General features: G+C 40.0%; 12 protein-coding genes and 1 other RNA gene. 11 read left to right on the top strand and 2 right to left on the bottom strand.

Annotated features, from left to right (window positions below):
• Nucleotides 1-199: 199 nt before the first annotated feature.
• Entirely contained in the window at nt 200-2,677 is a 2,478-nt protein-coding gene (locus tag NYP65_RS02410; protein ID WP_473410553.1) for a phosphoketolase, read from the bottom strand.
• A gap of 373 nt (nt 2,678-3,050) precedes the next feature.
• Between NYP65_RS02410 and guaA the strand changes: the two genes are divergently transcribed.
• From guaA to ssrA, 7 genes are all read left to right on the top strand, one after another.
• Entirely contained in the window at nt 3,051-4,613 is a 1,563-nt protein-coding gene (gene guaA, locus NYP65_RS02405; RefSeq protein ID WP_473410552.1) for a glutamine-hydrolyzing GMP synthase, read from the top strand.
• Between the two features lie 179 nt (nt 4,614-4,792).
• On the top strand, nt 4,793-5,002 hold the full coding sequence (gene mobC / locus NYP65_RS02400) for a plasmid mobilization relaxosome protein MobC (protein ID WP_032842998.1): 210 nt from the start codon (nt 4,793-4,795) through the stop codon (nt 5,000-5,002).
• A 414-nt stretch (nt 5,003-5,416) separates the two neighbouring features.
• Nucleotides 5,417-6,493 (top strand): YaaC family protein, encoded by a 1,077-nt coding sequence (locus tag NYP65_RS02395; protein WP_004132509.1) that lies wholly within the window; start codon nt 5,417-5,419, stop codon nt 6,491-6,493.
• Nucleotides 6,493-7,536, top strand: a complete 1,044-nt coding sequence (locus NYP65_RS02390; protein ID WP_004132508.1) for a hypothetical protein — start codon at nt 6,493-6,495, stop codon at nt 7,534-7,536. Before NYP65_RS02395 ends, NYP65_RS02390 begins: the two co-directional genes overlap by 1 nt.
• A gap of 268 nt (nt 7,537-7,804) precedes the next feature.
• Complete coding sequence (locus NYP65_RS02385; protein WP_004132507.1) at nt 7,805-8,488, top strand: Type 1 glutamine amidotransferase-like domain-containing protein; 684 nt, start codon at nt 7,805-7,807, stop codon at nt 8,486-8,488.
• Nucleotides 8,489-8,728: 240 nt separating this feature from the next.
• Nucleotides 8,729-10,411, top strand: coding sequence for an alpha-amylase (locus NYP65_RS02380; protein WP_004132506.1), 1,683 nt, complete (start codon nt 8,729-8,731; stop codon nt 10,409-10,411).
• Nucleotides 10,412-10,566: 155 nt separating this feature from the next.
• Nucleotides 10,567-10,963, top strand: a transfer-messenger RNA (tmRNA) gene (gene ssrA / locus NYP65_RS02375).
• Between the two features lie 100 nt (nt 10,964-11,063).
• On the opposite strand, the gene NYP65_RS02370 is transcribed toward ssrA, so the two are convergent.
• Nucleotides 11,064-12,158 (bottom strand): Panacea domain-containing protein, encoded by a 1,095-nt coding sequence (locus NYP65_RS02370; protein ID WP_473410551.1) that lies wholly within the window; start codon nt 12,156-12,158, stop codon nt 11,064-11,066.
• A gap of 627 nt (nt 12,159-12,785) precedes the next feature.
• Between NYP65_RS02370 and NYP65_RS02365 the strand changes: the two genes are divergently transcribed.
• The 4 genes from NYP65_RS02365 (at nt 12,786) to sstT (ending at nt 23,438) form a co-directional block, all read left to right on the top strand.
• Entirely contained in the window at nt 12,786-13,913 is a 1,128-nt protein-coding gene (locus tag NYP65_RS02365; protein ID WP_050543289.1) for a hypothetical protein, read from the top strand.
• Nucleotides 13,914-14,473: 560 nt separating this feature from the next.
• Nucleotides 14,474-15,778 carry an MFS transporter gene (locus NYP65_RS02360; protein ID WP_032816638.1) on the top strand — a complete coding sequence of 435 codons (1,305 nt, stop codon included), beginning with the start codon at nt 14,474-14,476 and terminating at the stop codon, nt 15,776-15,778.
• Between the two features lie 186 nt (nt 15,779-15,964).
• Nucleotides 15,965-21,751 (top strand): MiiA motif-containing surface protein, encoded by a 5,787-nt coding sequence (locus tag NYP65_RS02355; RefSeq protein WP_473410550.1) that lies wholly within the window; start codon nt 15,965-15,967, stop codon nt 21,749-21,751.
• A gap of 430 nt (nt 21,752-22,181) precedes the next feature.
• Nucleotides 22,182-23,438, top strand: a complete 1,257-nt coding sequence (sstT, locus tag NYP65_RS02350) for a serine/threonine transporter SstT (protein WP_473410549.1) — start codon at nt 22,182-22,184, stop codon at nt 23,436-23,438.
• Nucleotides 23,439-23,455: the final 17 nt, after the last annotated feature.

Genomic DNA, 23,455 nt, shown 5'->3' with positions numbered 1-23,455 from the left:
CGTGTTTCAACGTTGAAAATTGCATGTCGAACGAAGAATCCTTAGCTATTTTAAGACTATTTGCAAAACAACAAGCGGAAATTTTGATTTTTATGTGTTTTATTATTAATTTTTTTGTGCGACTAATTTTTTAGGGAGCCAACCTTTCGATTGACTCCCTAAAAATCAGCTAAGCAATTTTAGCGTTGATAGCTTAAAACTACTCGTTATCGCCAGCGGTTGCAGCGGTAGCGGTGACAGCGCCTGGCTTGTCGGTTTTAACGCCTGGCCATACCCAATCGGTGTAGTCTGGGTGATCAAGACCCTTGTCGACTGCATACTGGAAGGCTTCGAGGCGGAAGTCCTCGAGCTTCTTGATTTCGTCGGCATACTTAGCGGCGTCAACCATGCGCAATGCTTCAGCAGTAAGCTCGTAACGATCCATGTCGTTCACGCGAACCATATCGTATGGCGTGGTGGTGGAGCCCTGCTCCTTGTAGCCATGAACGTTGAAGTTGTCGTGGTTTGGACGATCGTAAATCAAGCCGCGAACGTCATGTGCATAGGAGTGATAAGCGAAGAGGACTGGCTTGTCTGCAGTGAAGAGATCAGTGAACTCTTCGTCAGTCAAAGCTTCGTTGTTTTCCTTGGCGGACTGCAACTTGAGCAAGTCAACAACGTTAACAACCTTGAACTTAACGCCAAGCTTGTTCAACTTGTCGGCAGCGGCCATCAATTCCTGCTGTGGAACATCGCCAACACCAGCAAGAACAACCTGAACTTCGTCATTGTTCTTAGCGTTGGAAGCCCACTTCCACTCAGCAGCACCCTTCTCGAGCTCTTCACGAGCTTCGTCGAGAGTCAACCAAGTAGCAGCTGGCTGCTTACCAGCGAAGATGGCGTTAATCATGTTGGTGGACTTGTAAGCCTTCTCTGCAACAGCAAGCAACATGTTGGAATCCACTGGGAAGTAGATGCCGATTACGTGATCGTTGTTGAAGGTCTTGTTCAAGAGCACGGAGGTTACGCCTGGATCCTGGTGCGAGAAGCCGTTGTGATCCTGACGCCATACGTGGGAGGATACAAGCAAGTTCACAGAGGAGATTGGCTTACGCCATGGGATCTCGCGAACTGTAGCCTCAAGCCACTTTGCGTGCTGGTTCAACATGGAGTCAATAACGTGTACGAAGGACTCGTAAGAGCTCCAAATGCCGTGACGACCAGTGAGCAAGTAGCCCTCGAGGAAGCCTTCCATCTGGTGCTCGGAAAGCTGCTCGGTAACCTGGCCGGTAACAGCCATGTGCTCGTCAACTAAGCCAGAAAGGTAGCCTGCGTCCCACTGCTTGTTGGTTACTTCGTAAGCAGCCTGCAAACGGTTGGAAGCGGTCTCATCTGGGCCGAAGATACGGAAGGAATCTGGGTTGTTCTTGATGATGTCACGAGTGTAAACACCAAGACGACGGGTAGCTTCGAGCTGACCCCAGCCGTGACCGAATTCCTTAACTTCCTTGACTTCGTAATCCTCAAGCTTTGGAAGCTTAAGATCTTCGCGAATACGACCACCATTGGCGTTTGGATTTTCGCCAATACGGAGTTCGCCCTTTGGCATGAAGGAAAGAACGTCTTCCTTAACAGCACCCTTTTCGTCGAAGAGCTCTTCAGGCTTGTAGGACTTCATCCAGTTCTTCAAAACCTCGAAGTGAGCTTCGGTATCGCGAGCGGAAGCCAGTGGAACTTGGTGTGCACGCCAAGAACCTTCGGTCTTCTTGCCGTCGATGAACTTCGGGCAAGTCCAACCCTTTGGAGTGCGGAAGATAATCATTGGGTAGTAAGGGCGAGTTACATCGTTAGTCTGAGCCTCGGCCTTAATATCGCAAATCTCATCGAAGATGGTTTCAAACATATCGGCAAAGCGACGGTGAATGGAAAGGTGATCCTCATCATCGAAGCCAGCAACGAACTCATATGGTTCGTAACCCATGCCGTGGAAGAACTCGTGAAGCTCTTCGTCGGAAATACGGGAAAGAATGGTTGGGTTAGCAATCTTGTAGCCGTTCAAATGCAAGATTGGAAGCACAATACCATCGGTACGTGGGTTCACAAGCTTGTTGGACTGCCAACCAGTAGCCAAAGGACCAGTTTCAGCTTCGCCATCACCAACGATTGCTGGAACGAACAAGCTTGGGTTGTTCATAACAGCGCCATAAGCGTGGGAGAGAGCGTAACCAAGCTCGCCACCTTCGTGGATGGAGCCTGGGGTCTCTGGAGCGAAGTGAGAAGGAATACCGCCTGGGTAAGAGAACTGGCGGAAGAACTTCTGCAAACCAGCTTCGTCCTTGGTGATCTTTGGATAGTACTCAGTGTAGGTACCGTCAAGATAAGACTGAGCAGTACCAGCTGGGCCGCCGTGGCCTGGACCCATGATAATCACGGTGTTCTGCTGGTGATCAGCAATAAAGCGGTTGATGTGTCCAATAAGGAAGTTAAGGCCTGGAGTTGTACCCCAGTGGCCGACTAGACGATGCTTAACATCTTCGCGAGTGAATGGCTCCTTCATTAGAGGATTGCTGCGAAGATAAATCTGACCGATAGCGAGGTAATTAGCAACGCGCCAATACTTGTCTACGCCTTCGATGGCCGCCTCGGAAACTGGAGTGTTAAGCTTCTTCCAAGGGGTGCCAATAACAGGACTCGTCATGTGTACTCCTGTACTCAAGCACTTTTCAGTGCGATTTTAATCATTACCATTTGGTTATAGAGGCCAAAAAACAAATGTATTCGCCTCTTTTTCCATCTTTTTCAGTATAGTAACAGCTTTTGACTTTTGTGCGTTTGATTAGTTACTACGTGCGAATTTGTTGAAAAAATGTGTTAAAGTGTTAACAAAAATCACCTTAAAAGTATCAATTATGTTATGTTTGATGTTCACTTTCTTGTTATGTCAAGGTTGTTTATTTTTACAATTTTTATAATTTGTTAAGTTACGGCGTTTCGCACAACGCAACGTCTAAAAGCGCCATTAGTATAAATTGAATCACCTATAAATGTGTTTCTTATATATAAGGAGAATCATGGCAAACGGTCCGGTACTTGTAGTTGACTTCGGTGCCCAATATGCCCAGCTAATCGCTAGAAGAGTGAGGGAAGCAAACGTTTATTCGGAGCTTGTTCCACACTCCATGCCAGTAGAGGAGATGCTGGCAAAAGATCCAAAAGCCATAATTCTTTCTGGCGGACCTGCCTCTGTTTATGAGCCAGGAGCGCCAAAAATTGACACAAAGATTTTTGAAGCAGGCGTTCCAGTGCTTGGAATTTGCTACGGATTCCAAGTTATGGCTCACGAGCTTGGCGGCGTTGTAGACAAAGCTGCATTGGGTGAATATGGAAAAACGCATGCAACTGTTGATGAAGCAGAAGGATTGCTTGCAAATTCTCCATTAGAGCAAAACACTTGGATGAGCCACGGAGTGGCAGTTAAGAGTGCGCCAGAAGGATTTGAGGTGCTTGCGCACACTCAAGGCGCTCCAGTTGCAGCTATGCAAGATAAAAGTCGCAAGCTTTACGGAGTGCAATGGCATCCAGAAGTCAAGCATACGCCTTTAGGCCAAAAGCTTATTTCTACATTCTTGCATGAATGTGCAGGATTGGAAAATGATTGGAATCCTTCGAGCATTATAGAAGATCAGGTTGCAAAGATTCGCGCCGAAGTTGGAGATGCACAAGTTATTTGCGGACTTTCTGGAGGAGTTGATTCCGCTGTTGCTGCGGCTCTTGTGCACAAAGCAATCGGAGATCAGCTTACTTGCGTTTTTGTTGATCATGGTCTTCTTCGTAAAGGCGAAGTCGAACAAGTTAAGCATGATTTCGTTGAGGCAACTGGAATCAAGCTTATTGCAGTAGATGCAGACGATGACTTTTTAGATGCGCTTAAAGGTGTGAGTGAGCCAGAGCGTAAGCGCAAGATTATTGGAGAAAAGTTTATTCGCACATTTGAAAAAGCTCAGCGTCAAGTTATTGAAGAAGCTGATAAAACTGGAGCAGAAGTTAAGTTCCTTGTACAAGGCACGCTTTACCCAGATGTTGTTGAGTCTGGCGGCGGAGACGGTGCTGCAAATATTAAGTCGCATCACAATGTTGGTGGCTTACCAAAGGACTTAAAGTTTAAGCTTATTGAGCCTTTGCGCACGCTGTTTAAGGATGAGGTTCGCGCAATTGGTACGGAGCTTGGACTTCCAGATGCTATTGTGTGGCGTCAGCCGTTCCCAGGTCCTGGTTTGGGAATTCGCATTGTTGGCGAGATTACTCGCGAGCGTTTAGCTGTGCTTAGAGAGGCAGACGCTATTGCGCGCGAAGAGCTTTCTGCAGCTGGATTAGATCGCGATATTTGGCAATGCCCAGTTGTTCTTTTGGCAGATGTTCACTCTGTTGGAGTTCAAGGAGACGAGCGCACATACGGTTCTCCGATTGTGCTTCGACCAGTAAGCTCTGAGGATGCTATGACCGCTGATTGGTCGCGAGTTCCTTACGATGTATTGGCAAAGATTTCTACTCGAATCACAAACGAATGCCGTCAGATTAATCGCGTTGTGTTAGACGTTACATCTAAACCACCAGCAACAATCGAGTGGGAATAATCGCAAAATTTTCTGAAATGGCTTAATTACAAGCTATAAAGAGAATGAAAAATGGCTACTGGTACTCAAATGGTACTGGAAGTAAAAAAGAATAAACTAAATAATAGTTCCAAGTGGTTTAGATTTGAACAAAAAATTAGACCGTAGTCTTTAGGCTGCGGTCTTTTTGCGTACATATTATGAGGATTAATTTATTTAGAAATCTCCAATGGCTACTTTCAAATGTAACAAATAACATAAACCAGATTGCAAAAGTAACCAATACAACGGGAGTAATTTATAAGAAAGATATTGATTATATTAGAGAAAAAATAGAAAAATTATCAAAAGAAATATGGCAGATTCATTCCATACTTCTTAATAGATCAAAAGAAAGATCTAGTGATTAGTACAGCAATTACAAAAATACATCCTATAAAATCAACTCTAAATTTGGCAATAGACTATACAACTAAAAGTGAAAAAATTGATTAAAAAATTTTGGTATCTTCATTCAAATGCTACCCATCTACTGCCCAAATTCAATTTATGAAAACACGAGAGGATAATGATACTAAAGTTGCAGTTTTGTCTGGAAATCTAGTACAATATTTTATTTTATGAAAGTTTAATTTCATAAAAGCTTATTTATTATTTTTTAAAGGATGAAAATGGACTTTGTAATAGTCCTATCATAAAAAAGACTAGTAATTAAACTAAGGTTTAGTAGAGATACAACACTTTTTAAATGAAATAAAGATTTTATCTGATATAATAATATGTAATAACTTGAGGTTAATGTTTGATAAAAATGATGGAAAATAATGAAAATAAAAAGAATTTATTCAGAACAACCAGAAGTTGAAATTTGGGAGAATTTATTAAAATATACTTACCCAGAAAATATAAAAAAATATTTCAGTAAAAATCATAATAGCCAGCCATCAGATGATTTAATAAATATAATCTCTGGATCTTTATCACAAGCTTATGAATATTTTAGTCTTTCAAGAAAGTCTAGTTTACAAGTTTCTCCTTTATTAATATATTATGGTTCTACTAATCTGATTCATGGAACTCTGTGTCTAGTATATGGTAAATTATTAAAAATTACAAATCATGGAATGAAGTTAAGAAAACTTTCAGGAATAGATAAAATTGGAGACGTAACATTAAATATCAATGATAATAAAACTGGTGGATTATCAATATTTATAAATGAGTATAATCCTTATAAACAAGAATTCTCATCTAATATCGAATGGTCTTTTGAAGAAATTGCTGGTTCGATTGTTGAGTTATCAAATGACTTTTCAGATCTTTATGGACAAGAGAATATTCATGCGATACCAATAAAAGAAATTATATTAGATAATGAAGTTCAGTATAGAGTTAATCTAGATATTTTTAATGAGACACAAGTAACGACCCTATTAAAATCAATTCCAGACTTTAGTAAAAGTTATTTTCCTTTCGAAAAAAATAGAAATAATGAATTGATTATTAGAAAGAAAATTCATGGTCAGAAGCTACATGAAGTAACAACCATGGGAGAAAGTTTTTTTCTTGCTGGTTATACGAAAGATGGTAAACAAATTTCTTTTCCATATTTTTCATTATTCTTAATGTTGTTATTTATGCTGGGAATGTTATGTAGATATAACCCAGAATTTTGGAATCCATTTGTAGAAAGAGATAATAGTGGAGAAAGAAATTTTGTAGAGAAGCTTATTAGAGTATCTAGACGACAGCTTCCAAATTTAATGCTAGATTTATTAACAGGTGAAAAAAATATGTATAACATGCACTTCGACTTAAATGAGGACAAGTGTAAAAATTTAAGTGAAGAAGATATAAGAGAACTAATTGAAGCGGAATTAAATTTGAGGAGGTTACATTGATGAGTACTTATCTAGAATATATGTTTAAACTATGTCAAGATATTACAAGTCTAAATCTCTCTAAAGATCTTCAAGAACAAATTTCAAAAATGAAGGAGACTGGGGAATATTTTTCGAATCAATCTTTGCTTCTCCAAGGGATACGAAATGAATCTGATTTTTATATTGTATTAATAATGAATGAATTAAGTAAACAAACTGATTCGAAAGATAATTTTCTACGATCTGTTACCCCGTTAAATCAAAAAGAGCTTGAAATATTCAAACAGTTACATAATGTTATGAAATACTTTTATGAGCAAAGTTTAAAATCGATAGGAAATTTACCTGAAAACTTAAAAGTAGCACTAAGTCCAACATCTAAATACAACTTTAAACTTCCATACTCGACTGATTTAGATGTTTCGACCATCATAGACACAGAAATTTTTAAGGACGTCTTCAATTATTGGAAGAGAAGTAATCTTAGACGAATTTATGAGAAAGAAATAATTAAATATGAATCTCTATTAAATGAGATAGGGGTTGAGCAAATAATCCAATTATTATATGCAGTAGGTAACGATATTGATAAATCTGGATATAAAAATGTCCCTAACAGTTTAAAAGATTTACGAGGTTATAATGAACCATATTCTCAGCGAGATAGCAGAGGGGTGTTGAGGTTTTTCTATCTTTTATATTCTATTAAAACTATAATCGATATTAGCACGGACTTTTTAGCTATGGCATTTAAAGGGATAAAGATTGGAGTAGTAGGGGAAGAAAATGTTATCTCTATTAAATCTAATTTTTCTAATATGCTTAGAGAAGGAAGGGAATTTATTATTTACCCAGGTTTGAAGAAAGATCCTGCTGTGAGTAATTTAGTTGTAATTGAGGAAAATTTATATAATAAAAAAGAATTTGGTTATTGTACAGCGGTTCGACATAGTTATATGAATGAAAATGGATCAACTCTAGAGTGTAAAATTAGTGTGATTGATGAAGAAATGAATCCCTATAATTATATAGAATCATTGTATGATAGACAAATATGGTAGGTAAGAAAGAATTTATACTATGACATTTGATTGAAGAAAAACTTGGAAGCTACTTGAGAAAAAGAGTGTGGAAAGAAGATGTAGGATTAGCGTAGGAATTACCTTATTTAATTTGCAAAGCTATGTAGTATTAAAGTTGTAAGTACGGATGTTATATAAGAATTTTTGAAAATCTTAATTGTTATATTGGGGATTTGGTTAGTTATTTAAATATAAGGATTTTAAGATTTTTACTAAAGAAACAGATTTTAAACATAGGAGGAAATTTATGATTATAGCAATTGGAGGAGGAGAAGTATATCAAAATCAAACGTACGATATAGATAAATTTATTGTTGAGTCATCAAATAAAGAAAACCCGCATTTTTTATTTATTCCTACAGCGAGTAAAGATGCTGATGCTTATATAGAAACCATAAGTAATTTATATGAGAGCTTGGGATGTAAAACTGATACATTGTATTTATCTAACGCAAAAGTAAACAAGGAAGAGGTTAATCAAAAGATAGAAAATGCAGACATAATTTATGTTGGTGGTGGAAATACTGCTTATATGATGCAAGTTTGGAGAAAATATTCTGTAGATAAGGCACTAATTAAAGCTTATAAAAGCGGAAAGATACTCTCAGGCTTAAGTGCAGGCTCTATATGTTGGTTTATTGCAGGTCATAGTGATAGTGAATTTATAGAAGATGTAGAAAACCCAAAACATAAATGGGTTAAAGGCTTAGGCATTATTCCTTATTTACATTGTCCTCATTATGATGAGCCAGAAAGAGTAGGTTTTGATGAATTCTATTCTGGACAGATAGCAGATGCTATAGCAATAGAGAATCAAGTAGCAGTTATTTGGGATAATTACGAGATCAATGTTATTAAATCTAACCATAATAAGAACGCATATAAACTTTCTTGGAGTGATAAAGGTTTGAGTAAAGAAGTTTTATTTTAAAAAAATTCTCCGATACTGGGACTGAGACGGGACTAAAAATTTGAAAACGTCCTATAATTAGATGGATTTAGTGAGATTAGAAAAAATAGAACATAGTATTTTGAATGGTTTGGGATATATCGTACGTTTGGAAAAGAAGAATGGGAATAGATGAGCCTAATATAGTCCTAATATAGTCCTATATATAAGGAGTGAAGTAAGAACAAAGCAAAGCCGCAATTCTTGCAGAAAGGAACAACGATGATCCACGGCATAGAAGTATTTACGAGCTTCAATAAAAAGGCGCTTGTAAAGTTAAAGTTTGTGTTGGCAAGAGTTGCGGCTATAACATCTTGTGCTGCTACTATTTTGGCGGGAGCAGTAGTCGCAAGCAGCCCAGCGATTGCAAGTGCTGGCGTAAAATCATCTCAAAAAATTACAGAAAAAGGCGTAATCGTAACAGCATTCCAGCAAAATTGGAAAAGCATAGCCAAGGAATGCAAAAAAACGTACGGCCCAGAGGGCGTAAAATACGTGCAAGTTTCACCTCCGCAAGATCATATTAAGGGCGATCAATGGTGGACAAGTTATCAACCTGTAAGCTATAAGCTAAATTCAAAACTCGGCACAGAAGACGAGTTTAAAAAGATGATTACAACTTGCAAAGCTTCGGGTGTTGGAATTATTGCAGATGCAGTAATAAACCACACAACTGGTTTTGCAAACAAAGACACACTTGGCGTTGGTGGAAGCAAATATGATGCTGCAAATCAATCGTTCCCAGATGCAGGGTACACAAAAGATGATTTTCACAAGTCAACAGAAGATATAAACACGTATAGAAAAGCAGAAATCGTTTGGACGCATCGACTTGTTGGTCTGTTGGATTTAGACACTTCTAATCCTCATGTGCAAAAAACTTTGGGAGAGTACTTTACGCATATGCTAAAGCTTGGAGTTGCTGGGTTTAGAGTTGATGCAGCAAAACACATGTCTCCGCAAGATGTAAAAGGCATAAAAGCTGCGGCTGCAGAGGCTGCTGGCACAACGCAAGATAAGATTTGGTGGATGCAAGAAACAATAGGGTTCCCAGAGCAAGACCCTAGAATTCAGCCAGACCAGTATCTGCAAACTGGTGAAGTGAACGAATTTGAGTACTCCTATAGGCTTAGAAACTATTTTTATGGGTCTATTGAGAATCTTAAACATATTACAGATAAGCTGATTCCAAGCAAAAAAGCTGCGATTTTCGTTACGAATTGGGATACTGAGCGAGATAATGCAAGCAGAGTTTTGACGTATAAAGATGGCAAAAAATATGAGCTTGCAAACGCGTTTATGTTGGCATACCCGTACGGAACTCCAAATGTGTTTTCGGGTTATGAGTTTACAAAACGAGATGAGGGAGCGCCTGGATCTACGCAGACTTCGATTCCTGACGTGAGTTGTGCAAAGGATTCTAAGTGGCAATGCACGCAAAGGCTAACTTCGATTCGCGGAATGATTGGGTTCTACAACGCCGTTAGGGGCACTAAGGTTGCTAATTGGCAAGATGATGACGATAATAACGTTGCGTTTAGCCGAGGAAACAAGGGTTTTCTTGCGATTAACAACACGGAAAAGCCTCAAAAAGTGAGTTATAAAACCGACTTGCCAGATGGCGAATATTGCAATGTTTATGAGTCTAAATATTGCAATAAAACTGTGAGCGTTAGTGGCGGCAAAGTAGAGACCACTATTGATGCGGAATCTGCTGTTGCTCTTCATGTTAATGCTGTAAAAAGCCTTGGAAACGCTAGAGTTAGAAACGTTACAATATTTATTTGCGTGTTTTCTGTGTCAATTTGTGCGTTTGTTGTTAATAGAAGATTTGTTGAAAAATCGAAGAAGCTTGCTAAAGGCAATAGTGATGGTGTTAAAACAGGTGAGACTGAAGGTAAGTGATTCTGGAATAAATCTTTAGGTGAGCTTTAGTTGAGCTTTAAGTGATTCTGAAATAAATCAATATTCTAAAACAGGTTGACTCTGTTAAAACGTTTATTTATAATGATTATTCTGGCTTTATGCCAGTATTTAAATGATAGTTTGATAAATCAAAAGGGGTCGATCGGTTTCGACGGTGATCTGTTCGCCGCGGGGAAGCGTGCCGAGAATGCGAAAGTCCACTCGTAAACGTCCTTTCGCAAAAGAATAAGTGCTAAATCTAATCGCACTGAGTTCGCTCTCGCTGCCTGAGCTTCGCGCCAGAATTAACCAGTGAGCAGCTGCTCCGTTTACCCACTCACGTCTTCGGAGTGGTGCTAAACGTCATTAGAAGACTTGCTTGAATTGCCGAGCTGCAGGGTAGTTCAGGGACTTTTACTGTAGATATGCTCGCCATGAATTGTCTGCGATAACATGGGGGCAGAAAAACTGCCGAATGGCCAGCAGACTACGCACGTAGAAGACCGAGGGTACGGTTTCCGGACCGGGGTTCAATTCCCCGCGACTCCACAAACGCAATAACGCCACTGCTCAAACAGTGGCGTTTTTTTTTGTTGTTGTTCTATTGTTTAACATATCATGAATTGCTGTAAAGTCGCGCAAAATGCGTTAACTAGCTTCGTTTTTTGCGGACTTTTCCGCTAGCTTCGTCTTTTCTGTTGGCTTCACTCTTTCCGTTAGTATTGGTTTTTCCACCAGTCTTGGATTTTTCACCAGTTTTGGATTTTTTGCTGGCTGCAGCTTTTTCGCCAGTCATAGTGTTTGTGCTGGTTTTAGCTTTTTTACCAGTCTTATCTACGTTTGCGTTAGTTGCAGTGTTTTTGCTGGCTGCATTAGTGCTGCTAGAGCCAGTCGTAGTGTTTGTGTTGTTTGCAGTGTTTGCACTGTTTGTACTCGTGTTTTGAGTCGTGTTTTGTTGTTTTACTGCTTCTAGGTTATGTTGACAGTTTTGGCGTTTAATCTCGTTCTTCTCGTATTCGCATAATTGTTTTCCTAGGCTTCTAGCTATCATGCGTGCTCGAGTTTTAATATTATTATCCGACATGTTTTTGAACTCGTTTAGCATGCTGATTTTACGCATGACCATGTTTTCAGCGTCTATGAGTTCTTTACAATGATTATTAACCGCGTGAGCTTGATTTTGTGCTTCTAGTTTTTCTTTTTCTGCTTGCTTGCATTTTTTAAGATGCGCGTCTCTTAGACGGCGTATAGCGTTTTCAACGCTTCTACTTCTTGTGTTCGCGCGCCCCTCGGCAATTACAGGGTTTTTCGCGTAATAGTCGTGGATGATTTTATGTGATAGTTCAGTATCGCATGCGTTGTTAGTGTCAACGCCTCTTCTAGCGTCAACCCATGGTAGTTCACTGCGCGCTCTGGCGGCTAAGTCTTGTGTAGCGTAGTTTTTTAACGCTTCGCAAACAGCGTATACTACGCGTAGTTGGGAGCGGTTAAATGTTTTGTATAGTTCGATTGGGCTGAAGATAATATTGTTTTCGCTTACTTCGTCTTGTGTTAGGTAGCATATGTTAAATAGTTCTAGGCATACTGGCCCGTTTTTCCATGCTTGGAATGAGTTGGGGAATAATTGTATGCTTGTTGTGGATAAGTATTGTGCTTGACAGTAGTATGTGAGTAGTTCTAGTCTTTCGTGGCTCATTTTTCCGTAATTGTGTAGTATTGCGTATGCTACGCGTTTGATTGTAGACATTTTAGTATTCCTTTCACCGTTGAAAAGATATGACTATTGGTGGGGTAATGGTTTTTATTTTGCGAAAACGTTACCATACGAGTTGCGTATGGTACAAACTGGCGGCGTGTCGCGAATCGACTTGCATGGGCGTTTTGACTGAACTTGAAATTGCATAACGCATTTCAAGCTCATTCAAAGCGTGATTTGGCTCAAATGTAAAGTCCAGTGGACTTTACATGCGGCGAAGACGTTCGCGCGCTGTAACGCGAGAACGACATGACCTGCCTGAGCGCTTAGGCCTCGCAAGCGACGCGACACACCCGAAAATCCTTTTCTTAAAAAAACCTGGGAAAATTCTTCAAAAACCTTGAAATGCGTATTTTTACGGTTTAAGTGTTGTTTATCATCAAATTTTACGGCAATAGTGGCCTTAATTGTGGATTAGTTTGTGTATAACATCATTTTTTTCGGTTTGGCATGTGTGGCTGAGGCTTGACTTTTTCAAACGGGGGGGGGGTATGTTAATAGCAACATCACACGGTGGATAACCGTTGGTGGAAATGCGCGAACGCGTGTTTTAGATTTTCCCCGATCTATCGCGGGTTTTCTGCGATGTGAATGGGGGAGAAGAAGAAAGGAAATAAAATGATGAATAAGAAGGCTATCGCCGCTTTCGCTGCTGGCGCAACTTTGCTTGCCGGCTTCGCAATGGCAACCCCAGCATTCGCTGCTGTTCCACGTACTGTCAGTACTGATGAAGCTAAGGATGATTCGTTTGCTCTTAAGACTTTGAAGGCAGCTTTGAAGAAGGCTTATGATGATGCTGATACTGCCGAAAATGAAAAGACGAACGCCAAGGCTGCTGCAACTATTGTAGATGAAAATGGTGATCTTTTGAACAAGGCTGACTACAAGCTCAATGATAAAGGTGAGGTTGTCAAGAAGGCTGATGATTCTAAAGATGATGCAGCTACTAAGGCAAATACCTATCGTGAAAAGCTTGCCACATACAAGGCTGCACTTGAGGCTGTAAAGACTGCTGAGGATGCTGTAAACGCTGCAACTCCAAAAGTTGAGCCTTCTAAGGATGCAAAGCGTGTTGCTCTTGCTAAGTTGGATGAAGCTAAGGAAAACTTGGGTAAGGCTCAGGAAGCTAAGGATAAGGCTTTTGCTGAGGCTGATGCTGCTTTCAACGCTAAGCATGAGGCTGAGAATAACTTAAAGGCTGCTCAGCGTGCTCTTAAGGATTACCAGGATGAGAATGCTAAGGATAAGGGTTCTCGTGCTTACAATGCTGAAGTTGAGAGCTTGAAGAAGGTAATCAATGAGGCTAAGGAAGCTTTGGCTGCTGCAAAGACCAAGTTTGCTGATGCAGATAAGGCTTTCAATGAGGCTGCTACTAAGTTCAATAAGGCTTTGAGCGAATATGCTGGTGCTTACAAGAATGCTCAGGCTTCTAAGGCTGATGTTTCTACGTATCCAACTCCAGCTTCTTTGGCTCCTCTTTCTACTGACTACAAGTATGGCACCAACTTTGTTCCATCTACAACAGTTCAGCCAGGTAAGCCAGGTGCTGCAAAGCCAGGCAAGCCAGGTCAGGCTGCTGGCCAGGCTGGCGCTAATGCTGCTGCTGGTGCTAAGACCACTGTGGTTGAGAAGAAGAAGGATGGCGGTAAGAAGTTGCCTGGTACTGGTGTTGGCGTAACTTTGACCGCTTTGGCTGCCACCATGCTTGCTGGCATGGGTGCTGCTGTTCGCAAGGCTCGTCACTAAGCATTGCGCGCGCACTTATGCTAAGTGTGTGAGTGCGCGCTTATGCTCTTTTAGAGTTTGCACTTAACGACTGGTGTGGTGTTTTGTAGGGAAATGCCACACTGGTTTTGCTCTTGATTCTTGCACTTTTGTTTTAATTCTGGTTTGCTATTATTTTCTTTTCTTCCCAGAGTTAGGGCGTCTGCTGCGGGGTTTTGAGTGTTGAGTGTGTTGCTTTCGGTTTTGTTTGCTACTAGGGGCATTTAAAATCGAAAGCTTTTTTGTTTTTCACTTTTTGTTTTTTACTTTTGGTCTATAACCCTCACTTTTTGTCTAAACTGTTTTTTGGTCTATAGCTAACCACTGTTTTTTGTAGCGTTTTTGTTATTTTGTATTATTATTTGTTGTTTTTTCTTGAACAAGAGTATAGTGTTACTAAATTTGTAGAATAAGCTATTGGATTTGTGTAGTTTGTAGTGAATTATTTAAGTTTGATAGTGATTTGCGAGTAGTTATGCATTTGCAGAAGCTTGCATTATGATTTGCGATTTTACAAGAGCTTTAAGGGAGAGTTGGTTGCTGTGAAGTCAATTTTTAGTAAGAATAATATTTTTATTCGTATGAGATCTATTAGTCCAGCATTGCGATGGTCTTTGGTTGGCTTCTGTTTTTCTATGCTTGGCAATCAAGCGTATGAAGGCTCGGTTTTGCCTTCGATTATTATTGTGGGCTTGCCGGCTTGGGTGATTGGTTTTCGTAAGACTTTTATGACGGTTGCCGATTTTCTTTCGCCATGCTCTGGTTGGATTGTTGATAAGCTTGGCGGTTTTCGCGCTCTTGCAATGACTGAAGGCGTAGAAGGCGTGCTTAGTTTACTACCGCTTCTTATGCTTGGCTCTCCTGCGTGGAAGTGGTCGCTGGTGGCTCTTTCTTGCGCATTGCTGATTACTGGTCAAGTGATTGATATTGCTAGCGAAGTTTTCGAGGTTGATGCTGCAGGCGGCGATGACAGCATGATTGTAAACTACAGCGGCATTGTGAGCGTTTTGGCAAGTATTACAGGAACCTTGCTCGGCTCTCCGCTTGGTTCGTGGATTGCAAGCTGGTCGATTCCTGCTGTTTTGATTTTCTCGTCCGTCACTTCTTTTGCGGCTTGTGCTACGCGATTTATTATGAAACAAGACATTGCGCAAGCATCTAACGAAGTAGAGGGAGAGTTGCAAGAAGTAGAGAATGAATCGCAAGCGATTAGTGAAGAAGGAGAAGTATCGCAAGTATCGCAAGAAAATGACGTTGACAACAAATCCACAGTTAAGCAATCTGCGAATCCATTACTAAAGAGTAAAATCATGCTTCTTGCTGGATCTCTTTTGGTTGCTTTTATTCCTGCATGCTCTGTCTCTTATATTCTTCTAGGTCTTGGTAAGCAATATGGCTCTCAATCTTTAACAATATTGTATATTTTCACTGGTGTAGGAAACGTGCTTGCATCCGTTTTGTATGCGCACTCGTCTCAAAAACTCGGTTTAAGAAAAGTTGCAATTTTAGGCATTATTGTGAGCTTAGCTGCTTATTGCTTTATGTTTACTAATCTTTTGCCAATAATGTGCTTTGCATTCTTACTTGAAGCGATTGGCGGAATGCTATTAGTAGAGCCGATTATTGTTGCGCGTCAGATTCTGTTTAAGGGAAGTGCTCTCGCTAAGTTTTCTGGTTGGGCGCGCCTTGCGTTTGCGATTGGTGCTACTACTGGTTCTTGGATTGGATTTGCATTCTCGTCTACGTTCCAATGGCAGCTTTTGCCTATACTCGCGCTGATTTTCACAGCAGGATTGCTTGTTGTTTTGCCTCAATTACCAAATACTAGCTATGCTGCGCTCGAATGATTATTTGTAATATTTAATATTCAATATAGTTGTGACTTTAATCATATAGTAGTTTTTATCTATAATACTTGAATTTCCGCATGGGGGGGGGGGGTATCATCTGCTCTGTTAACAAGCTCTTTTACAATATGTGAATTTATGCATATAGAGCGAGTGGAAGAGAAAATCTATCAGTGAGGATTGCTAATGGTTAAGAAAACGCAAACTGCTAAAAATGCTTTACATGTGTCTAAGAATTACGCGTATTTGAAGCCGAGTGTACTTCGTTCAATGGCGAATGATATAAGTGGAACTCGTTTAGAAGCATGTAAGTCGTATGCTGTTTCGCGTTTACCGAAGATTGCTGTGACTGCAACGTTAGCAAGCTTGCTTGCTTGTGGTGCTGGTTTGCCAACTCATCAAGCTTGGGCTAATGGTTTTAATCTTCCTGATGGTAGCTATAGGTATGCGAATCGCGATTCTTCTACAAAGGCGCAGAGGTATGTGGATATTAAACTAGTGCCATGCGATGATAAACAAAACGATAATAAGGAGACGGCAGACAGAAAAACTTACGGACAATATTATAAGGTTGAATACCAGTTTAATTCTAATGGCGATTGGTGGGGTGGTAGACCATTCTGGTGGGCGAGCGTGCCTAAGGACGTCACAATTGTAGACGATAGCATTACTTTGTACAAACATGAACAGTTGACTGGTGGTTTGTCTTCTCAACAGACAGGTGCAACATATACAAAGGATTCTTGGAATCAGTCCGCAAGCCGTTTCTGGTTTGATAATAATAAAGCGCAAGGTGCTGAATTTAAGAGTAACTGGGAAAGAATGACCGGTGAAGCTGGCGGTTATGACGAATCTGGTGATACTCTCGATACTTCTAAGAAGTATAAGGAAGCCACTAGCGCTTTGATTATTAACTGGGAGAGTAGAGGTAATAGAAAGTCTAAGATTAGCTTCGTTATTAAACTGAACGATAAAAAGACACCTTTGAAGTTTGCTGGTGGCGTGTATCAGGTACTGGGTAACTGGCATTACACCGTTGGCAAGGTTGAGCTTGCACCGACTTTGCCAGATTATTCCAAGGAATTAGAGCTTAATTATCCTCAGGCTACAGAAATTGCTACATTTGGACAGCCAACAAAGTCTGAGCGAGATAAAATACTCAGCAAGCTATGGGATGCTAATAAGAGTAATACCGATGTGCTGAACAAGCTTAAAGGTATGGAACAGACTCAAACTGAAGAGGCTTTCAAAAAGGCTGTAACTATTAATGCTGATGGCAGTGCAAAGGTAACGTATAAAGATAACTCTACGGATACTATTTCTAAGGAGAATCTGACTAAGCGCTATATTCCTTTTGCTGATAAGGTGAAAATTAACTATCCTACCAATTTAACTCCTGTTAAAAATACTTCTCAATTAAGCAAGGAAGAGAAACAAGCTGTAAAGGATGCTATTCTAGCAGCTAATACTGGTAAGCATATTAAAGATTTGACTGTTGATGCTAATGGCAATGCGACTATTACTTTCACTGATAAGATTGGTACTCCTTCAACTAAAAAGCTTGAAGGCAAGTATCTTGTAAAGAAGCAGCGTTCGCTTGCGGATAAGTTTACGCCATACTATCCAGTTCCAATGGCTGTTGGAAATCCAGCTCAATTGACTCAAGGTGAGCAAACAGAACTTGTGAATAAAGTTTATGAAGCGAATAAAACTAAAGCTGACTTCATGAATGCTATTGGTAACCCTAGTAGTGCTGCTGATGCTAAAACTAAAAACATTATTACTGTTGATACTCAAGGCAACGTGACTATCACTTATACTGATAAGTCTACTGATAAGCTCGATGGCAGCAAGATGGTGTATCAAGCGAAGAAGCTTAATGAGACCACTTACATTACGCTTCCAGCTCGTACAGCAGTTGATAATGCTAAGAGTTTAAAAGATGAAGACCAGAAGAAAGTTAGACAAGCTATATTAGAAGCCAATAGTGGTCTTAAAAGCAAGTTAAAAGATAATAATGAAAGCGCTATCACATTTGATGATAATACGCATACTATGACTGTTAAGTTTAATGACGGTTCAACGTCTACTTTCGACTATTCTGAGTTGGTGTATACAAAGGGTAATCCAGAAAAGCCAACGATGCAAAACGCTAGCAGGAATGGTTACAAATATAATATCACTAAGATTGCTGTTAAAGATAAAAGTAAGCTTACTCCAGATGATTGGCATAAGTTTGTTCGCAAGTTCGTACAAGATAACTGGGAAGCTAATCAAGGACAAACCGCAATAACTGATGAATTTATTAATGGCACTAGCGGTTTATTAGATAAGCTGAATGCTACTGGCGATAATAAGGGTAATGGTATGCAACTTTACAACTATAAAGATAAGTGGCATACCAAGAGTGATTCAAATCTAACGTTATCCAATGGAAATTTTGGTCAGAATGGTATTGTTTCAATATATCAAGGTAGTTCTATAGAGATTAAGAAGAATGGCAACTTTGGTCAGGAAACTGCTTTTATGCTTTCTGCAGATGATTGCTTCGTTTCAGATTCTGCCGCTCCTAAGCCTGAAGAACTTAAGAATGAAGCTAATGATCTTATTGACAAGATTCTTAAGAAAAATGGCTTGAATGATCAAGAGATTAAGAAGTTTAAGGAAGATCATAAGAACGATATCAACAATATTGCTAAGCCAGGAGATGTAGACAATATTATTAAGTCTGCTGATGAGCATGGTAAAGATGAGAAGAAAAAGAAAGATGCTCAGAAGCAGATTGAGAATGCTACTAGTAGCTTAGATGAGAAAACTAAGCAAGAACTGAAGAACAAGCTTAAGGGTAAGACTGATCCTGATGAGATTAACCGCATAGTTAATGAAGCTAAAAATAAGAAGTCTGATGAGGATCAGAAGCAGAAGAATGATCAGCAGGCTAAGGAAGAAGAGCAGCAAAAGCAGGCTGTTCAAACTCAACAAGCTACTGATAATAGTACTGTCGACAAAAAGCAGCAGCAAGCTACTCAAGAGGAGAATACTTCTAATCAGCAAGCTGAAAAAGACAAGAAGGATGCTGAGCTTGAGAAGAAAAAGCAGGCTGCTATTGATGAAATTCGCAATGGTGAAGATTATAAAAATCTTACGCCTGGTGATAAGAAGCAGTTTATTGAGAATATTCAGAATGCAGCTGATGAGAATGATATAAATACTATAAAGCAACAGGCTGCGGAAAAGGCTACTCAGAATCAGAATGCTGCTGATAACAGTAATAAAGAAGGTCTTGATAAGGCTAAGACTGATGCTAAGAAGAAGATTGGTGAGTTGACTAATCTCAACGCACGAGATAAGCAGAAGTATCAGGGTGACATTGATAGCGCTAAAGATCTTGATAGTGTTGAAACCATATTAGATAATGCCAATACCGCTGATGCTAAAGCTGCTGCTAAGAAGAAGATTGCTGAGCTGAAGCAGAAAGGTGATCTTACTGAAGATGAAGCTAATGGTTTAATCGGTCGCATTGACAGTGCTAAAGATCTGCGAGAAGTTGAGGGTATTCTTGAGGAAGCCGAGCTAAAGAAAGCTAAGAAGGATGCTAAATCTGAAGTAGATAATCTCACCAATCTTAACAAAGCTCAAAAGGAAGCGCTTAAAGCAGAGATTGATGATATTGAAACTGACCCGACCAATGAGAATATGAAGACTGTTGATCAGGCTAAGGCTGCTATCACTGATGTTGTTACCAAGGCTAAAGAGCTTAACAAAAAGATGGGAGATCTTAAGGCTCTTGTTGATTTGGTCAAGAAGCAGGAAGAAGACCTTAAAAAGTCTGAGAAGTACAATGATACATCTAAGAAGACTGCTTTTGACAGTGCGTTAAAGGCTGCGGAAGATCTTGTTAAGACTGATTCTGCTGATAATAAGACTGCTGATGAAGTTGACAAGATTAGTAAAGCTCTTGAAAAAGCTGTTAATGATCTCGGTGGTAATACTGTTGACAAGTCAAAGCTTCAGGATGAAATCGAGATAGCTTATGAATGGCAAGGCAAGAATAAGCAGGGCCAGGATGATTCTTCTAAGAAGAAGAATCCAAAGTATGAGAATGCTTCTAATGATAAGAAGAATGATTTTGATACTGCTCTGTCTAATGCAAAGAGAGTTTATGACCAAAAAGATGCTTCACAGCAGTCTATTAATGATGCTAAAGATAATTTAAGCAAAGCGATTGATGCTCTTGATGGTCATGATAAGTCTCAATTGGTAGCAAAACTCACAGAAGCAAAAGGTAAGAAGAATGATGCTTCTTATAATAATGCTTCTAAGGAGAAGCAAGATGCTCTTGACAATGCTATAACCTCTGCAGAAGGTATCGTAGAGAAAGCTGGTGCAACAGCAGGTGATATTACTAACGCTATCACTGCTCTTACAAATGCTGTTACTGGTTTGGACGGTCAGGATACCTCTGCTTTGCAGAAGGCTGTTAATTATGCCAATATTAATAAGTCTAAAGTAGCTTATAAGAACGCCGATAAAGATAAGCGAGATAATTTTGATAAGGCTTTGCAAGCTGCTCAAAACATCTTGAATAATCCTCAGGGCAAGACTAAGGAAGCAATCAACGATGCTAAGACTAAGCTTGAAACTGCTTCTAGAGCTCTTAATGGAACTGTAGATACTTCTAAGTTGCAAGCTGAAGTTAACAAAGCTAATTCTTTGAAGAAGTCCGTACAGTATACGAATGCTGTTCAGGATAAGAAGTCTGCGTTTGGTGCAGCTCTGCAGCAGGCTGAGTCTGCTCTTGCTGATGCGAATAATGCTCAATCAATGAAGACTCCTGATCAGAAGCAGACTGCTGTTGATACTGCGCTTCAACATCTTCAAACCGCAGCAGCTGCATTGAATGGTGTTGATATTGCTGATTTGCAAGCTGAGATTGCTCTTGAGAATAGGGTGAAAGAGTCTGTAAAGTATGTGTATGATACTGCTGAAAAGCAGCAAAAATATAATAAGGCTTTGCAAGATGCGAAGGAGCTTGTTTCTAAACTGGCTGGATCTGGTGACGAGAGTAAAGATCTTGCTGGTAAGTCTCAATCAGAGCGTCAGGCTCTTGTTGATTCTTCGTTAAAGAATCTGAAGAATGCTAAAGATGCTTTGAATGGTGTTAATAAGACGGTATTGCAAGCTGAAGTTGATGATGATTCTCGCTTTAGCAAGTCGTTAGAATACTCGCTTGGTGAGCCTAATGATTTGGATGTGTATAAGAAGGCGTTGGCGGAAGCTAATCGTGTGCTTGCGGATCCTAATGCTACCCAGGCTCAAGTTGATTCTGCGTTGAAGGATCTTCAGGCTGCGAAGAACAGTATTGCGAATAAGTATAGCGGCTCTGGTACTGGTTCTGAATCTGGTGTTGGTGTGAATGATAATGCGCCTACTACTGCAGATAAGGGCGAGTTGAATATTCAGATTCAGAATGCTGAGTCTGATTCACAGACTGGTAACGTTGGTTCTAATAATGCCGATAATGCTGGCGCAAACTCTGGTAACGCTTCTAGCAACAACGCTGATAACACTTCTAATGGCACAAATTCTATTGATGTGAATGCTTCTGTTGAGAATAACCAGGCTGTTAAGCAGGCAGATGTTCAAGTTTCTAAGGCTCAGGCGACTGTGAATACTGCTTTGGCGGAAGCTAAGCGTGTGCTTGCGGATCCTAATGCAACTCAGGCTCAGGTTGATGCTGCTGTTCGCAACCTTTCTATGGCTCGTAAAGCTTTGGCTGATGCTAAGTCTAATGCTGCCAAGGTTCGTGCTTCTGTGCGTTCTAAGGTTTTGAAGAGTGGTCGTGCTGATCAACTTAGTAATACTGGTAGTAATGTGTCTGTGTTTGGCTTGCTTGCTGCAACTATTAGTGCTGCTGGTGCTGCGCTTTTAGGCAGCAGGCGTCGCGGTGCTTATCGTCACAGCAATAAGTAGAATACTTGCTAGCTGGTCTGGGTATTGCAGATCGGCTAGCTTTAGAGCCTCTTAATGTTGGCTTAAATGCATTCAGTATGTTTGCTCAGTATTAAATAATAGAATAATTAAATTAATTAAAAACGTGCCTCACTTTGCATTTTTCTTTACTTTGCGAAGTGAGGCATTTTGTCATTTTATTTGCGATTAAATGGGAACTTGTAGATGTTTACTATATCTTAAGTTATATTAATCATAAACACTTATTGAAGCCTTTATTTACTGAGTTGCTAAGTCATTTAATTATTGAATTATTGAATAACTAAAACCTAACGATTTGCATATATATGCATACATGTGTATAATATGTAAAAATAGAAAATCTTGCGAGTATGAATACAAATAAAAGAGTATAAAATATTCTGCACAAACTAAATTACAGGAGACTCTCATGCACAAGATTCTTCAAAAGTGGAATAGCATTGACCTTATTCTTCGTATTGTTATTGGTCTTTTTCTAGGCGCTGCACTTGGTCTTTTTGTGCCATCTCACGTTTACGTGCTAGATCTTATGGGAAAGCTGTTTGTGAGCGCACTTAAATCCGTTGCGCCGATTTTGGTATTTTGCCTTGTGATTGGCGCGCTTGCAAAAGCAAAAAGTGTTGGAAACATGAAGCTTGTAATCGTGTTGTATGCGCTCTCTACGTTTATTGCAAGCCTTATAGCTGTTTGCGCAGCTATGATTTTCCCTGTTGACTTCACTTTTGCGCATGTTGAAGCAGCATCTTCGCCATCTCCTCAAGGAATCGGCGAAGTTCTTAATTCTCTTGTGTTAAATATTGTTGTAAACCCTGTAGATGCTCTTGCAAAGGGAAACTTTATTGGTATTTTATTCTGGGCAATCGCATTTGGCGTAGCACTTCGCTTGGCTGAGCCTTCCACTAAAGCATTCTTTGACAACGTTTCTTCTGCTATTGGAAAAATTGTTCACTGGATTATTAACGCAGCACCTTTTGGCATTATGGGTCTTGTTTATACAACAGTTTCAAGCAATGGTCTTCGTATTTTTAGTGAATACGGTTCCGTTATTGCCTTGTTAGTATGCACTATGGCTGTTGTTGCTTTGATTGTAAATCCTATTTTGGTTTTTGTTCTTACTGGCAAGAATCCGTATCCTCTTGTATTAAGAACATTGCGCGATTCGGGAGTTACAGCGTTCTTTATGCGTTCTTCTGCGGCGAATATTCCTGTAAATATGAATTTGTGCGAAAAGCTTGGCTTTAACAAAGACAATTACTCGGTTTCCATACCGCTTGGATCAACCATTAATATGAGTGGTGCTGCTATAACGATTTCGATTATGGCTTTGTGCGCTGCTCACACTCTTGGGATTTATGTTGATATTCCAACAGCTGTTATTCTGTCTGCTCTCTCTGCTGTTAGTGCTGCAGGTGCATCTGGTGTAGCTGGTGGCTCGCTTTTGCTTATACCTCTTGCGTGCTCGTCGTTTGGTATTTCAAATGATATTGCTATGCAAGTAGTTGCAATTGGCCTTATTATTGGCGTGATTCAGGATTCGTGTGAAACCGCTCTTAACTCTTCAACAGATGTTCTCTTTACGGCAGTTGGTGAATATCGCATGTGGCAGCGTGCAGGTCTTAAATTTAAGATGGGCATGGATCACGAGACTGTGCAACTTAACAAGTAGCTGTTGTAGCTGTTGCA

The organism is Gardnerella sp. c12Ub_1, from assembly GCF_055804375.1.
This window is presented reverse-complemented; position numbering and strand designations above follow the sequence as displayed.